Annotated in this window: 13 protein-coding genes; 11 read left to right on the top strand and 2 right to left on the bottom strand. The window is 70.1% G+C overall.

Features of this window, described 5'->3' with window-relative positions:
* Positions 1–10 precede the first annotated feature (10 nt).
* From ACLF3M_RS11695 to ACLF3M_RS11670, 6 genes are all read left to right on the top strand, one after another.
* Positions 11–1,501, top strand: a complete 1,491-nt coding sequence (locus ACLF3M_RS11695) for an ABC transporter substrate-binding protein (RefSeq protein WP_430657105.1) — start codon at positions 11–13, stop codon at positions 1,499–1,501.
* Entirely contained in the window at positions 1,502–2,416 is a 915-nt protein-coding gene (locus ACLF3M_RS11690) for an ABC transporter permease (protein ID WP_430657104.1), read from the top strand.
* 4 nt (positions 2,417–2,420) lie between these two features.
* On the top strand, positions 2,421–3,266 hold the full coding sequence (locus tag ACLF3M_RS11685; protein ID WP_430657103.1) for an ABC transporter permease: 846 nt from the start codon (positions 2,421–2,423) through the stop codon (positions 3,264–3,266).
* A gap of 13 nt (positions 3,267–3,279) precedes the next feature.
* Positions 3,280–4,308, top strand: a complete 1,029-nt coding sequence (locus tag ACLF3M_RS11680) for a glutamate cyclase domain-containing protein (protein WP_430657102.1) — start codon at positions 3,280–3,282, stop codon at positions 4,306–4,308.
* Positions 4,309–4,412: 104 nt separating this feature from the next.
* Complete coding sequence (locus ACLF3M_RS11675; RefSeq protein ID WP_430657101.1) at positions 4,413–5,438, top strand: glutamate cyclase domain-containing protein; 1,026 nt, start codon at positions 4,413–4,415, stop codon at positions 5,436–5,438.
* Between the two features lie 3 nt (positions 5,439–5,441).
* On the top strand, positions 5,442–6,395 hold the full coding sequence (locus tag ACLF3M_RS11670) for a glutamate cyclase domain-containing protein (RefSeq protein WP_430657100.1): 954 nt from the start codon (positions 5,442–5,444) through the stop codon (positions 6,393–6,395).
* Here ACLF3M_RS11670 and ACLF3M_RS11665 read toward each other — a convergent pair.
* Both ACLF3M_RS11665 and ACLF3M_RS11660 read right to left on the bottom strand, forming a co-directional pair.
* Positions 6,392–7,396 (bottom strand): glutamate cyclase domain-containing protein, encoded by a 1,005-nt coding sequence (locus ACLF3M_RS11665; RefSeq protein ID WP_430657099.1) that lies wholly within the window; start codon positions 7,394–7,396, stop codon positions 6,392–6,394. The genes ACLF3M_RS11670 and ACLF3M_RS11665 overlap by 4 nt on opposite strands.
* Positions 7,397–7,407: 11 nt before the next feature.
* On the bottom strand, positions 7,408–8,430 hold the full coding sequence (locus ACLF3M_RS11660) for a glutamate cyclase domain-containing protein (RefSeq protein WP_430657098.1): 1,023 nt from the start codon (positions 8,428–8,430) through the stop codon (positions 7,408–7,410).
* A 262-nt stretch (positions 8,431–8,692) separates the two neighbouring features.
* On the opposite strand from ACLF3M_RS11660, the gene ACLF3M_RS11655 reads away from it, so the two are divergent.
* From ACLF3M_RS11655 to ACLF3M_RS11635, 5 genes are read left to right on the top strand one after another with little or no spacing between them, the layout of a single operon-like run.
* Positions 8,693–10,243, top strand: coding sequence for an ABC transporter substrate-binding protein (locus ACLF3M_RS11655; RefSeq protein ID WP_430657097.1), 1,551 nt, complete (start codon positions 8,693–8,695; stop codon positions 10,241–10,243).
* A 15-nt stretch (positions 10,244–10,258) separates the two neighbouring features.
* Complete coding sequence (locus ACLF3M_RS11650) at positions 10,259–11,209, top strand: ABC transporter permease (RefSeq protein WP_430657096.1); 951 nt, start codon at positions 10,259–10,261, stop codon at positions 11,207–11,209.
* 1 nt (position 11,210) lies between these two features.
* Positions 11,211–12,131: an ABC transporter permease gene (locus ACLF3M_RS11645; RefSeq protein ID WP_430657095.1), complete on the top strand. Its 921-nt coding sequence runs from the start codon at positions 11,211–11,213 to the stop codon at positions 12,129–12,131.
* Positions 12,131–13,120 (top strand): ABC transporter ATP-binding protein, encoded by a 990-nt coding sequence (locus ACLF3M_RS11640; protein WP_430657094.1) that lies wholly within the window; start codon positions 12,131–12,133, stop codon positions 13,118–13,120. Before ACLF3M_RS11645 ends, ACLF3M_RS11640 begins: the two co-directional genes overlap by 1 nt.
* Positions 13,117–14,100 (top strand): ABC transporter ATP-binding protein, encoded by a 984-nt coding sequence (locus tag ACLF3M_RS11635; protein ID WP_430657093.1) that lies wholly within the window; start codon positions 13,117–13,119, stop codon positions 14,098–14,100. Before ACLF3M_RS11640 ends, ACLF3M_RS11635 begins: the two co-directional genes overlap by 4 nt.
* Positions 14,101–14,104 lie beyond the last annotated feature (4 nt).

The following is a 14,104-nucleotide window of genomic DNA, read 5'->3' as shown; positions in this document are numbered from 1 at the left end:
GGAGACTGCGATGCGCAAGCCACTCCTCGCCCTGGCCGCGGCGATCGCCGTCGCTTTTCCCGCCGTCGCGCAGCAGCGCGGGCCGCTTGTAGTGGGCGCCGCGATCTTCACGGACAGCATCAGCCCCGCGGCAGCCGGCTACAACACGCTTTCGCTGGTCTCGCAAACCTGGGATCCGCTCGTCGCGCGCGACCACAACGACGATATCGTCCCGTCCCTTGCGGAGCGGTGGGAAACGCTGAGCCCGACGCATTGGCGCTTCCACCTCCGCCGCGGCGTGCGCTGGCACGACGGGACGCCCTTCACGGCGGAAGACGTGAAGTACACGATCGAGTACGTGACCAACCCGCGCACGGTCTATGTGCGCAAGGGCCGCATCGCGGGCATCGCCTCGGTCGAGGTCGTGGATCCGCAGACCGTGGACATCCGCACCACCAACCCCGCGCCGCTGCTGCTGCGCGGCCTTGCGGACATCGCGATCGAGCAGAAGGCGATCTCGGAACGGCTCGGCCCCGACCAGGCCTGGCGGCGTCCCGTCGGCACCGGGCCCTGGCTCTACGGCGAATGGATCCCTGGCGACCGCTACGACCTCACCGCGAACGCCGACTACTGGGGCGGCCGGCCACGCGTCGAGCGCCTGCGCATCCGCACCATCCCGGAAGGCTCGACGCGCGTCGCGTCGCTGTTGGCGGGCGAGACGCACATTATCGAGGAAGTGCCGGTGGACCTCATCCCGTCCGTCCGGCAGCGGCGCAACCTGTCCATCGACGCCGTCGAAAGCTCCGTCAGCCTGGTGCTGACCTTCGACACGCGCGTGCCGCCGTTCAACGATGTCCGGGTCCGCCAGGCCGTGGACTTCGCGATCAACAAGCCGCAGATCCACCAGCAGATGCTGGAGGGCAACGGCAGCGTGCTGGACGGGCAACTCGTCACCCGCGCGACCTTCGGCCACAACCCGAACCTGCGCGCGCGCCCCTATGATCCCGCCCGCGCCCGCGCCCTCCTGAGGGAGGCCGGCTATCCCGACGGCTTCGAGACCCGCATCAACACCATGTCCGGCCGCTACCTCTCCGACGTCGACATCGCCAATGCCGCGGCAGGGATGATGCGCGCCGTTGGCATCCGGACCTCGGTCGCCGTGCAGGAGGGCGCGGTCTGGGCGCGCATGGAACGCGCCCGCGAACAGGGGCCGATCTACCAAGTCGGCTGGTTCAGCGTCGGCGATGCCGACTTCAACACGGTCTGGTACACCGAGGCGAGCCGCCGCAATTACTGGACCAACGCCGAATTCGACCGGCTGTGGGAGGAAGCGCGGAACACGCTGGATGAAGGCGCGCGCCGGGCCGCCTACAACCGCATGATGGAAATCATGCACGAGGAGATGCCCTCCATCTTCCTCTTCGGCCTGCCGCGCATCTTCGGCCGCAGCAACCGCGTCGCCGCCGGCTGGAACCCGCCGCGCGACAGCCTGCTGCGGCTTCACCGGGTGGAGCTGCGCTAGTTGGCCTATCTGCTGCGGCGCCTGCTGCTGGTTCCGGTGCCGCTGCTGATCGTCGTCGTCTTCGTCTTCGTCGTGCTGCGCCTGACCGGCGATCCCGTCGCGATCTACCTCGGCAATGACGCAACGCCGGAGCAGGAGGCGCTGCTGAGGGAGAGCCTCGGCCTCGACCGGCCGCTGGCGCTGCAATTCGCGGGCTTCCTCGGCGACCTGCTGCGCGGCGATTTCGGCACCAGCCTGCAGCACCGCGCGCCGGCGATGGAGGTCGTGATGGCGCGACTGCCCGCGACGCTGGAACTCGCGGCGATGGCGCTGGTGCTGGCAGTCGTGCTGGGCGTGCTCGGCGGCATCGCGGCCGCGGTGTGGAACGACCGCCTGCCCGACTTCGCGCTGACGGCGCTGGCCGTGGTGGGGCAGTCCATGCCGTCCTTCTGGCTGGGCATCCTGCTGATCCAGCTCTTCGCGCTTGAGCTGGGATGGCTACCGACGTCCGGGCGCGAGGATTGGCATGGCGCCGTGCTGCCGACGCTGACGCTGACGGCCTTCCTGCTGCCGAACTTCATCCTGGTGACGCGCACCGCGGTGCTGGAGACGGCGCGGGAGCAGTTCGTCGCCACCGCGCGGGCCCGCGGCGTCGGCTCGGCGCGCGCGCTGTTCCGTCACGTGCTGCCCAACGCGCTGAACCCCGTGGTCAGCCTCATCGGCCTGCAGCTTGGCAGGCTGATGGGGGGTGCGGTGGTGACGGAGACGGTCTTCGCCTGGCCCGGCGTCGGGCGGCTGATGGTGGCCGCGATCTTCCAGCGCGACGTCCCCGTCGTGATCGCGGGCGTCTTCGTGGTGGCGGTCACGATCGTGCTTGCGAACCTGCTGGTGGACATCGTGCAGGCCGCGATCGACCCCCGCATCAGGCTGCGCTGAGCGGATGGGCCGCCGCTTACTCGGCCCGCGCGTCAAGGTGGCGATCGGCGCCACGCTGGTGCTGGCGATGGTGGCCTGCGCGGTGCTGGCGCCGCTGCTCGCGCCCTTCGACCCCTACGAACAGGACCTGATGGCGCGGCTGCGGCCGCCGGTCTGGGCGGACCGCGGATCCTGGGCGCATCCGCTTGGCACCGACAATTTCGGTCGCGACCTGCTGTCCCGGCTCGTCTTCGGATCGCGCCTGTCGATCCTGGTCGGGCTCGTCTCCATGGTGCTGGCGCTGTCCATTGGCACAACGCTCGGCATCCTCGCGGGCTATCTCGGCGGGCGGGTCGAGCAGGTCGTGATGCGCTTCGCCGACGCCTGGCAAGCGATCCCCGAGATCCTGCTGGCCATCGTCGTCGTCGCGGTCTTCGGCGGCGGCGTCACGGTGCTGATCCTCGTTCTCGGCTTCGCGGGGTGGGAGGTCTACACGCGCGTCGCCTTCAACCTCGGGCGCAGCCTGCGGGAACGTCCCTATGTCGAGGCCGCGATCGCCGCCGGCGCCGGCAGCGGCTATGTCATGTGGCGGCACCTGTTGCCGCAAATGATCCCGGTGCTCAGCGTCGTCGCGACGTTGCAGGTCGGGCAGCTGATCCTGCAGGAGACCGCGCTGTCCTTCCTTGGCCTCGGCCTGCCGCCACCGACGGCCACCTGGGGCAACATCCTGGCGGAGGGGCGCGAACGCCTCTGGGTCGCGCCGTGGATCGCCAACCTCGCGGGCTGTGCGATCATCCTGCTGGTGCTGGGAATCAACCTGCTGGGCAACGGCCTGCGGGAGCTGCTCGATCCCAAGCGCGTCGGACGATGAGGAGTGGCGCGGCATGACGACCGACTTCACGGGCGAGGCGCTGGACCAGCTCGTCACGCTCGAGATCAAGAACGCCGGCATGCCGCGCGGTGTGTTGCGGCCACTGTACGACGCGGCCCGCGCGCTCGCCGGCGGGCCGATTGCCTCCGCCGTCGCCGACGCGCTGCTGGCGCGCGTGAAGCCCGGCGACGCCGTCATCCTGCTGACGGGCGCGGGCTACATGCCGACCATGCCGAAGGGCGAGAGCGACGGTCCGCCCGGCGCAGCGGCGCTTGCGCGCATCCTGCACAAGGGCCTCGGCGCGGTGCCGGTATTCGCGGTGGAGGCGCACCACGCCGAGGTGATGGCCGCCGCGGCGACCGCGTCCAGCCTCAGCCTGCGTCCGTTGCCGGAGGCGCTGGAGACGCGCATGGGCGCGGTGATCGCGGCCGCGCCGGCGGAACAGCATGAGGCCGATGCCTGGATGCGCGACCTCGTCGCCACGCTGCGCCCCGCTGCGGTGATCGCGATCGAGCGCCTGGCGCCCGGCGAGGACGGCGCGATCTATGCCGCGCGGGGCCTGCCGCTGTCCGGGCCGAACGGCATCAATCGTGGGGTCACCGACATCTCGGCCATGATGAGCCTGGCCGCCGGAGCCGGCGCGCTGACCATCGGCATTGGCGACCACGGCAACGAGGCCGGCTTTGGCGCGATCCGCGAGACGACCGTCGCCGTCATGCCGCATGGCGCGAAGCTCGCGACGACGGTGGGCGCCGACTTCGTCTTTCCGGCCGCCAATGCCAATTGGGGCAGCTATGCCGTGGAGGCCGCGCTGGCCTGCCGGCTCGGCGATGCCGGGCTGATGCATACGCCGGCCGTCGAGGACCGCGTCCTGCGCCGCTGCTTCGAGGCCGGCGTGCTGGAAGCCATGGCCTTCTCCGCGGAGTTCCTGGTGGACGGGCTGGAGGGCGAGACGTCGGTCGCGGTCGTGCAGATCCTCGGCAACATCGTGCGCAAGCACCTGGAGCGGCCGGCCGGCTATGCCGGGCGCAAGCTCGACTGAACGCGGCGCGGCGATGCCCGCGCGGCATCGTCGGTCGCGAGATTTTCGCGCTTGCAGGCGTGCCCCGGCGGCGGCGCAATCACCGGCATCGAGGGAGGTGCCGCGTGGACCAGATCACCTGCGAATACATTGACCGCCTGGTGAACATCGAGATGCGCTTCGGCCAGGGCCTGCCGCGCGGCGTGACGCATCGCCTGTACGACGCCGCGCGCGCCGCGCAGGGCGACGTACCGCTGACTTTTCTCGCCGCCGATGGCCTCCGCAAGGCGCTGAAGCGCGGCGACCACGTGCTGGTGGTCACCGGCGCCGGCACGCCGCCCTGGCTGCCGAAGGGCGAGACCGATGGCCCGCCCGGCGCCGCCGCGATCGCGCGCGCGCTGGAGGTCGGACTCGGCGCCAAGCCGGTCTATGTCGCGGAGGAGCGCAACATGGGCCCGGTGATCGCGTCCTCGGAAGGGATCGGCCTCGCCGTGATGGCGGAGAGCGACTTCGCGAAGCGCGACGGCGTCGCCGCCGCCTCGGTGTTCCCGCTGGGCAAGGACGCCGGCGCGAAGGAAGCGGCGCGGCTGTTCGACCGCTTCGCGCCCAAGGCCGTCGTCTTCGTGGAGAAGGCCGGGCCCAACAGCGCCGGCATCTTCCATTCCATCCTCGGCACCGGCCGCACCGACGACATGATGGCGAACGCGCAGGAGATCGCGCGCGAGGCGAAGGCGCGCGGCGTCTTTTCCGTCGGCATCGGCGACGGCGGCAACGAGATCGGCTTCGGCAAGGTCGCGGAGGCCGTGCGCGGCATCCAGCCCGCGGGTCGGGTGTGCAAATGCCCCTGCGGGCAGGGCGTCGCCACGATCGTGGAGACCGACGTGCTGCTCTCCGCCGCGGTGTCGAACTGGGGGGCCTATGGCATCGCCGCGGCGCTCGCTGCCCTGGAGCGCCGGCCGGAGGTCCTGCATTCCACCGCGGACGAGGACCGCATGATCCTGGCCTGCGCCGCCGCCGGCGCCTTCGACGGCGCCTATGCGCGCCAGGTGCCGATGGTGGATGGCACGTCGCAGGCCGTGCAGACCTCGCTGATCACCATGCTGCACGAGGTCGTCGGCAACAGCCTCAAGAGCTACCAGCGGGGCTTCTGAGCGATGGAGATCGCGGCCGACAACATGGACCGGCTGCTGGCGGTGGAGATGCGCCGCCGCGGCCGGGGCAGGGGCTTCAAATGGGTGCTCTACGAGACGGCCCGCGCGCAGTCGGACCAGCCGCTGGTGCTGGCCGCGGCGGCGGCGCTGGATCGCCCGCCCGGGAAGGTCGCGATCGTCACAGGCGCTGCCGTTCCGCAGCACATGCCGGCCGGCGAGAACGACGGCCCCTTCGGCGCGGTGGCGCTGGCCCGCGCGCTGGGCGCCATCGGGCATGACGCCACGATCTGGTCGGACATCGAATGCATCCCCCCGATCGAGGGATTGCTGCGCTTCATGAAGCTCGGCACCGCGGCCGCCACGCTGCGCATGGGCGACACGGCGCAACAGGAGGAGATCGCGCGCGGCGCCGACATCGTCATCGCCATCGAGCGGCTCGGCGGCAACATCAACGGCCATCTGCACGGCATCAGCGGCGTGCCCCGCGACGCCTTCCAGGTGAACGTGGACCACCTGTTCCGCACCGCGACGGCGCTCGGCCGGACCACCATCGGCATCGGCGACGGCGGCAACGAGGTCGGTTTCGGCCGCATCCGGGAGGCGCTGATCGCGCGGATGCCGGAGCACAACCAGGAAGCCGCGACGCCCTGCGGCGGCGGCATCTATTCGGCGCTGCCGACCGACATCCTGGTGATCGGCAGCACGTCGAATCTCGGCAGCTATGGCGTGATGGCGGCGCTGGCGATGCGGCGCGGCGACCTCTCTCTGTGCCGAGACCCCGAGGTCGAGGTCGCGCTGCACCATGTCGGCGTGGGGCTCGGCCTGACCGATGGCGGCGGCGGTGGGGTGATCGCGGAATGCGACGGCATTCCAGCGGTTGCCAACGCCGCCGTCGTCACGCTGCTCAACAACATCGCCGCGCGGGAGCTCGACCCGCCGCGCGCGCGGGGCTTCTAGAACGGCCGCTTGTAGCCCCTGATCAATGCGTTGCGCACGATGCCGTGCAGCATGTCCATCAGGGCGCACTGCACCGCAAGCGGCATGCCGTCCACCTCCAGGATGTGGCGGCCGGTGGAGCCGTCCACCGCGTTGGCGTCCACGCAGGCCGTGACGATGCGCCGCTCCTCCTCCGCGCTGTGCAGCAGCGACGGGTCGTTGCGCAGGATCGCCAGCGCCGCCGCGATGCCATAGGCACCCCAGTTCGAGCAGTTCGCGGGCACCAGTACGTTCGTCGCGACGCGGGTGGCCAGCGCCTCGCCGCGCGGCTTGTGCGTGCGCACGGCGTCGATGATCTTGCCGAAGCCGATCTCGTTGCCGTTGTCGCCGATGCCGAGCGAGGCGATGACCCGCGCGGCGCCCAGGTCGAAAATGCATTCCGCCCGGGCTCGCGACGGGTGCGTCGGCATGCCGGACGCGGTGTGGCCGATGCCGGCCGGGCTCGGCCCGATCTTCTCGATGGAGATCAGCAGGCAGGGATCGAAGCGCGCCAGCAGGGCCTCGGCCTCCTGCTCCGCCTGTGGCCCGGCGGCAATCGGCAACACGGCGGTGGTGTAGGGGATCTCCCTCACGACCTCCGGCGCGCGCAGGCCGAGGCCCGTGGCGAGCGCGGTTGCCGCCAGGTTCGCGACGTAGTCCGCCTCGGTCAGCAGGATGGGCACACCGCCGAGCGCGCAGACCAGGCGCGCGAGTTGCGTCGCGCCTGGCGGGCCGTCGGTCTCGCCGGCCGGCAAATGCTTCGGGTCGCCGGCGCCGGTGGTGATCAGGACGTGCCGCCCGGCCAGCACCTTCTCCTGCAGGAAGCGCGCGCCGAGCAGCGACAACGGGCCGCCGCCCTGCGCTGCGACGGCCGCTTCGTGGAGATGCGCGATCACGCCGCGCGAATAGTCGGACCGCCGCATCTCGACCGTCGTCAGCCGGTCGATGTTGGCGCAGGCGATCGTCGTGATCCGGTCTTCCATGGTGCGCCCCGTCAGTGCGTCAGGCCGGTGGTGCCGCCTTCGAGGTTCTTGCCGACGATGTCGCGCAGGAACTGCAGCACCGCCATGGACGTCTCGCCGGCGAGGTTGTCCACCACGAAGTCGGTCGTGCAGTACATCGCCTCCAGCCCGCCGGCGTCGAGGCAGGCGCGGATGATCCGGCCTTCCTGCGCCGGGGAGTGCAGCAGCTCCGGCCGCTTCAGCAGCCAGGCGAGCGCGGCCTCGATGCCGTAGCAGCCCCAGTTCGACATCATGGCGGGGAGGACGATGTCGGTTGCGACCGTCGTGCAGAGGATCTCGCCCTTCGGCATCGCCTTCACCACGGCGTCCCGGATCGCGCCGAAGCCGAGCTCGTTGCCGTGGTCGCCGATGCCGATCGTCAGGATGCCGCGCTTGCTCGCCTCCGTGACCACCGGCGAGATGTCCACGACATCCGCCAGGCAGGCCTTGTCCGGCCCCTGCAAAGGCAGCGCGGTCGCGTAGTGCATGTAGCCGTCCAGGCCCGGTCCCAGCCGCTCGGTGCTGATCACCGCTTTCGGCTTCGTCCGGTCCAGCAGCGCGGCGGTCCAGGCCGCGACGTTTTCCTGCTTCGCCGGGCCGATCTCCATCGCGGCGCCGAGGCGCCAGTCCCGCGCCTCCTCGAAGCTTTTCACCATCAGCCCCGCGGCGTGGGAGGACGCGATGACGGGGTCGGCGTGGCAGGCCTCGTTCACATAGACCGGCACCGCCCCCAGGCCCTTGTAGAGGGCGCGTGCCAGCGATGCGGCGCCGGGCGGGCCGTCGCTCTCGCCCTTCGGCATGGTCGGCGCATAGCCCGCGCCGGTCAGGATCAGCACCGTGTCCTTCGGTCCCAGCGCGGCGCGCAGGCGTTCCGCCGCGACCATGCTGATCGGCCTTCCGCCCACCAGCGCGCGCGCCGCGGCGTACATCGGCGGCAGCACGTTGTGCGGCATGCCGCGGTTCTTGGCTTCGATGGTGATGAGCTGGTCGATCGCTCCGCCCGTGATGTCAGGCACGGCATCCTCCACCTGGCTGCGCCGGCAGCGAACAACGACCCCTGCCCGCGGCCAAGGCGCAATAATGGTGCCGGGGTGATGCCGACCCGGCATGGCGCCGCGGCGCCCGGACGATGCCGAACGGGCATCGGGCCACGCACAATAATGCGTCTTTCGATCCACGCCGCCGACGTGCTGCAGTCGCCCAAGGACGCCTGCAAGGCGCTGCCGGAAGGGATCGCCAGGTCGCACAGGCGGACACCACCAGATATCGGGGGGCCCGATGAACGCGATCTCCGCTTCGCTGTCACGCCGCGGGCTGCTGGCCGGCGCCGCTTCCGCCGTCGCGGCATCACGCCTGTCAACGCCGGCCTTCGCTCAGGGCACGCGGCGCGACCTGCGCATCGGCGTCTTTGGCGGCGACTTCGGCAACATCAGCCCCGTGGTGCGCCACGACATCCAGGGCGGGTTGATTGTCAACAACGTCTTCGATGGCCTGGTGCGCATCGACTACCAGAACCGGCGCATCATTCCCTGGCTGGCCGAAGCCTGGACGCAGACCGACCCGCTGACCTGGCGCGTGAAGATCCGCGAGGGCGTGAAGTGGCAGCGAGGCTACGGCGAGATGACCGCGCAGGACGTGCTCTACAGCTTCCAGTACCACATCGACACGCGCAGCGCCTGGTTCGGCTCCTCCTTCTCCGCGCTGGACACGATGCGCACGGACGGCACGCATGTCCTGGAGATCAAGACCAAGCGTCCCTTCGGCCCGCTGCCGGCGGTGACGCTGGGCTATGGCGGCAACGTCGTGTCGGAGAAGGCGCACAAGGAGATCGGGCCGCAGGCCTATCAGAGCCGACCGATCGGCCAGGGCCCCTACTTGGTGGAATCCGTGCGCGGGACCGAGGTGGTGCTTTCGAAGAACCCGGACTACTGGCGCCCGGGGCTGCCGAAGATGGACCGCCTGTTCTACCGCGCCATCCCAGATTCCAGCGTGCGGCTGCAGGCGCTGCAGCGGCGGGAGCTGGACTTCATGACGCACCCCGAGCCGCGCGAGGTCGCCCAGGCCAAGCGGAACACGAACTTCACCTCCACTACCGTGGTCGGCTGGAACTGGGACTACCAGCAGTTCAACCTGACGGGCACGGTGAACCTGCCGATGATGGACAAGCGGGTCCGCCAGGCGATCTCCTACGCCATCGACCGCGAGGCCATTGTCAACGAGATCTACGCGGGCGAGGCGACAATCACCGACAATCAGATCCCGCCGGGCTACATGGGCCATCGCCAGTCGCTGATGCGCTACCCCAAGAACGGCGACCTGAACCGCGCGCGGCAGTTGATGACGCAGGCGGGGGTGCGCGGCTACAGCGTGGACGTCATCACCAGCGACAAGGACTGGCTGCGCAAGGAGCTCGAGCTCGTCGCAGCCATGGTCAGCCAGATCGGCATCACCTACCGCATCCGCAACATGGACATGGGCGGCTTCAATAACCTCTGGCTCAACAACCGATTCGAGCAGCACCTCGAGGACATCACACTGGTCGCGCCGGACCCCGATGCAACCTCCTGGTGGTTCCTCAACAGCGGCGGCTCGTCCTCCGCCCTTAGAAACGCGGAGATGGACCGCCTGACCGACGGCGGCCGGGAGGAGACGGATCCCGCGAAGCGCGAGGCCATCTACCACCAGGTCGTCGACCTAACGCTTGAGGAATGTCCGCTGATCTATCACTGCAATGTCAACTTCACCCAGATCTTCGACCGACGCCTGACGGGCTTCACGCCGACGCCCCAGGAATACATCGAGTTCATGGACCAGATCGCCTGGACCTGAGGCGCGCGCAAACGGATGTGGAGCTATCTCGCCCGGCGTCTCGTGCAGGTGCCGGTCGTACTGGTCGTCGCGACGCTGACCGTCTTCCTGGTGGTGCGCGCGACGCCCGGCGACCCCGTGCAGATCATGCTGGGGATGCAGACCTCGCCGGAGGCGGTGGCGGCGTTGCGCGCGGAATTCCGGCTGGATGAGCCGGTGCTGCTGCAATATGTCCACTGGGTCGGCGACCTGCTGCAGGGCAATCTCGGGCGCTCGATTCGTCTGAATACGGCCGTGACCGAGATGCTGGCGGAGCGCTTCCCTGTCAGCCTGAGGCTGGCCGGCGCGGCGATGCTTTATGCGATCGTGCTGTCCATCCCACTCGGCATTCTCGCCGCGCTGTATCGCAACCGATGGATCGACTGGCTCTGCACGGGCTACACGGTGGCGGGCTTCGCGATCCCGAACTTCGCTCTGGCCCTGATCCTGATCTACGTCTTCTCGATCACGCTGGGCTGGTTCCCGATCACCGGCATCGGTACGGAGGAAGCGGCGGAAGGCGGCTTGCTGTCCTCCCTCCGCCCCTATGTGCTGCCGGCCGTCGCGCTGGGCACGCTGCAGACCGCGGTGCTGACGCGCCTGCTGCGGTCCTCGATGATCGACGTGCTGTCGCAGGACTACATCCGCACCGCGCATGCGAAGGGGCTGATGCCGGGCACCATCGTGCTGCTGCACGCGCTGAAGAACGCGATGATCCCCTTCGTCACCATGGTCGCGGTGCAATTCGGCTACCTCGTCGGGATCCAGGTCACCATCGAGTACATCTTCGCCATCCCCGGCATGGGATCGGCGGTGCTGAGCGCCGTGGTCAGCCGCGACTTTCCGGTGATCCAGGGGTTCACCCTGGTGATCGCGATCTTCTTCCTCTTCACGAACCTGGTGGCCGACCTGCTGTATTCCGTGCTCGATCCCCGGATCCGCTACTGACATGCCGGATGGCATCGCCGCCTCCGCCGCCATCGAGGAGGATCGTCCGGTTCGCCGGGCCGCGGGGCTGCGCCTCGCCGCGCGGCAGTTCCGCCGCAATCCCGCGGCCATGACGGGGCTCGTCGTGCTGCTGCTGTTCTGCGCGGCGGCGCTGCTGGCGCCGCTGGTCGCGCCGCATGATCCGACGCAGATGCGCCTCTCGGCGAAGCTGCGGCCGCCGGGCGAGGTCTACTGGCTCGGCACCGACCATTTCGGGCGGGACATCTTCTCGCGCCTGCTCTACGGCTCGCAGGTCTCGCTCTCGGTCGGGCTTCTGGTCGTCTCCTTCGCCTCCTTCCTCGGCGTGCCGCTTGGGCTGCTAGCGGGGCTGGCGGGGGGATGGGTGGACAATGTCGTGCTGCGGCTGATGGACGCGATGCTGACCTTCCCGCCGTTGCTGCTCGCGGTTGCGATCGTGGGGCTCCTCGGGCCGGACATCACCAACGTCATGATCGCGCTCGGCGTCGTCCAGGTGCCCGTGCTGGTGCGCCTGGTGCGCGCCAGCACGCTGGCCGCGCGGGAGGAGACCTATGTCACCGCCGCGCGCGCGCTCGGCGCCTCGCCCGGCCGCATCGCGCTGCGCCACGTGCTGCGCAACATCCTCAGCCCGATCGTCGTGCAGCTGACCATCGGCTTCTCGGCCGCCGTGATCGCGGAGGCGTCGCTGTCCTTCCTCGGGCTCGGCACCCAGCCGCCAACGCCGAGCTGGGGTCGCGACCTCGCGGAGGCGCGGCGCTACATGGCCGACGCGCCCTGGATGTTCCTGGCGCCGACGGGGACGATCATGCTCGCGGTGCTGGCCATCAACTTCCTCGGCGACGGGCTGCGCGACGCGCTTGATCCCCGTAGTTGGCGCAGCGGCCCGGCGAAGGAAAAGCGCTGATGCCGCTGCTCGAGGTCCGCAACCTCCGCACGCGCTTCCGCACCGACCGCGGGACGACCAACGCGCTGGACGGCGTTTCCTTCGACCTGCATGAGGGCGAGGTGCTGGGCCTGGTCGGCGAGAGCGGCAGCGGCAAGAGTGTCACGGCGCTCTCCATCATGGGGCTGGTGCCGCAGCCGCCGGGCGAGGTCACGGCCGACGCGCTGCGCTTCGATGGCATGGACCTGCTGACCGCCAGCAAGAGGCAGATGCGCGATCTGCGCGGCGACCGCATGGCGATGATCTTCCAGGATCCGATGCGCTGCCTCAACCCCGTGCTCACGATCGGGCGGCAGATCACGGAGGCGCTGCGCCGCCATCGCGGCATGGACCGCGATGCCGCGAAGCGCCGCGCGATCGAGCTGCTGGAGATGGTTGGCATCCCGCTCGCGGAAAAGCGGCTCTCGGCCTTCCCGCACCAGTTCTCCGGCGGCATGCGCCAGCGCGTGATGATCGCGATCGCGCTGTCCTGCCAGCCCCGCGTGCTCATCGCGGACGAGGCAACGACCGCGCTCGACGTCACAATCCAGGCGCAGATCGTGGACCTCGTGCGACGCCTGACGCGGGACACTGGCACCGCGGTGATCTGGATCAGCCACGATCTCGGCCTCGTCGCGGGCCTCTGCCACCGCGTCAACGTCATGTATGCCGGCCGCATCGTCGAGACGGGTCCGGTGGACGAGGTCTTCGCGCGCCCCGGCCATGGCTACACCGTGGGCCTGATGGGCTGCACGCCGCGGATCGACCGTGACATCGCGCGGCTGACGCCGATCGAGGGGCTGCCGCCTTCGCTGTCGGAGCCGCCGTCGCTCTGCCCCTTCCTGCCGCGCTGCGCCGTCTCTGTGGACGCATGCCGCACGGCGATGCCGTCGATGCGCGAGATGGGGCAGGCGCATGCCGCGGCCTGCCACGCCGATCTCCGCCCGTTCTGGAAGCGCAGCGCGGCATGAGCGCGCCGCTGCTGGAGGTCCAGGACCTGCAGGTGCATTTCGCGCCGCCGCGGCGCCTGATCGGCGGCACGGCCCCGCCAGTGCGCGCGGTGGACGGCGTGTCCTTCGTGCTGGAGCGCGGGAAGACGCTGGCGCTCGTCGGCGAATCCGGCTGTGGCAAGTCCACCACGGGGCTTGCCGTGCTGCGCCTGGTGCAGCCGACGGCCGGGCGTATCCTCTGCGACGGGCTAGACATCGCGGCGCTGCCGCGCAGCGCGCTGCTGCCCTTCCGGCGGCGGATGCAGATCATCTTCCAGGACGCCGCGGCGTCGCTCGATCCGCGCATGCCGGTAGTGGACCTGATCACGGAGGCGCTGGAGATCCACGGCCTGGCGCCAGGGCCGGAAAGGCCGCGGCGCGTGCGGCGGCTGCTCGACCTCGTCGGCATCCCGTCCCGCATGCTGGAGCGCTATCCGCACGAACTCTCCGGCGGCCAGGCGCAGCGCATCGCGATCTGCCGCGCGCTGGCGGTGGAGCCCAAGCTGATCGTCTGCGACGAGCCGGTCTCGGCGCTCGATGTCTCGATCCAGGCGCAGATCATCAACCTGCTGCAGGACCTGCAGAAGGAACTGGGGCTTTCCTACCTCTTCATCTCGCACGACCTGTCGGTCGTCCGGCAGGTCAGCGACGCCGTCGCGGTGATGTATCTCGGCCGCATCGTGGAGCACGCCCCGACATCAGAGGTCTTCGCACGGCCCGCGCATCCCTACACCCGCGCGCTGCTGTCGGCGGCGCCGGTGCCGGACCCCGAGATCGAGCGGACGCGCGAGCGCATCGTGCTGCAGGGCGACCTGCCCAGCCCCTCGGCGCCGCCTTCGGGCTGCCGCTTCCGCACGCGGTGCCCCATCGCGATGCCAGCCTGCGCCGACGCCCTCCCGCCCGCCATCGAGGTCGGGCCTGGCCACAGCGCCGCTTGCATCCGCATCCCCGCCACCGCCTGAGGAG

This window comes from Falsiroseomonas sp. HW251, from assembly GCF_050563545.1.
Taxonomy (GTDB): Bacteria; Pseudomonadota; Alphaproteobacteria; order Acetobacterales; family Acetobacteraceae; genus Falsiroseomonas.
Note: the sequence above shows the minus strand (reverse complement) of the source record. Positions and strands in the feature narration are given on the sequence as shown.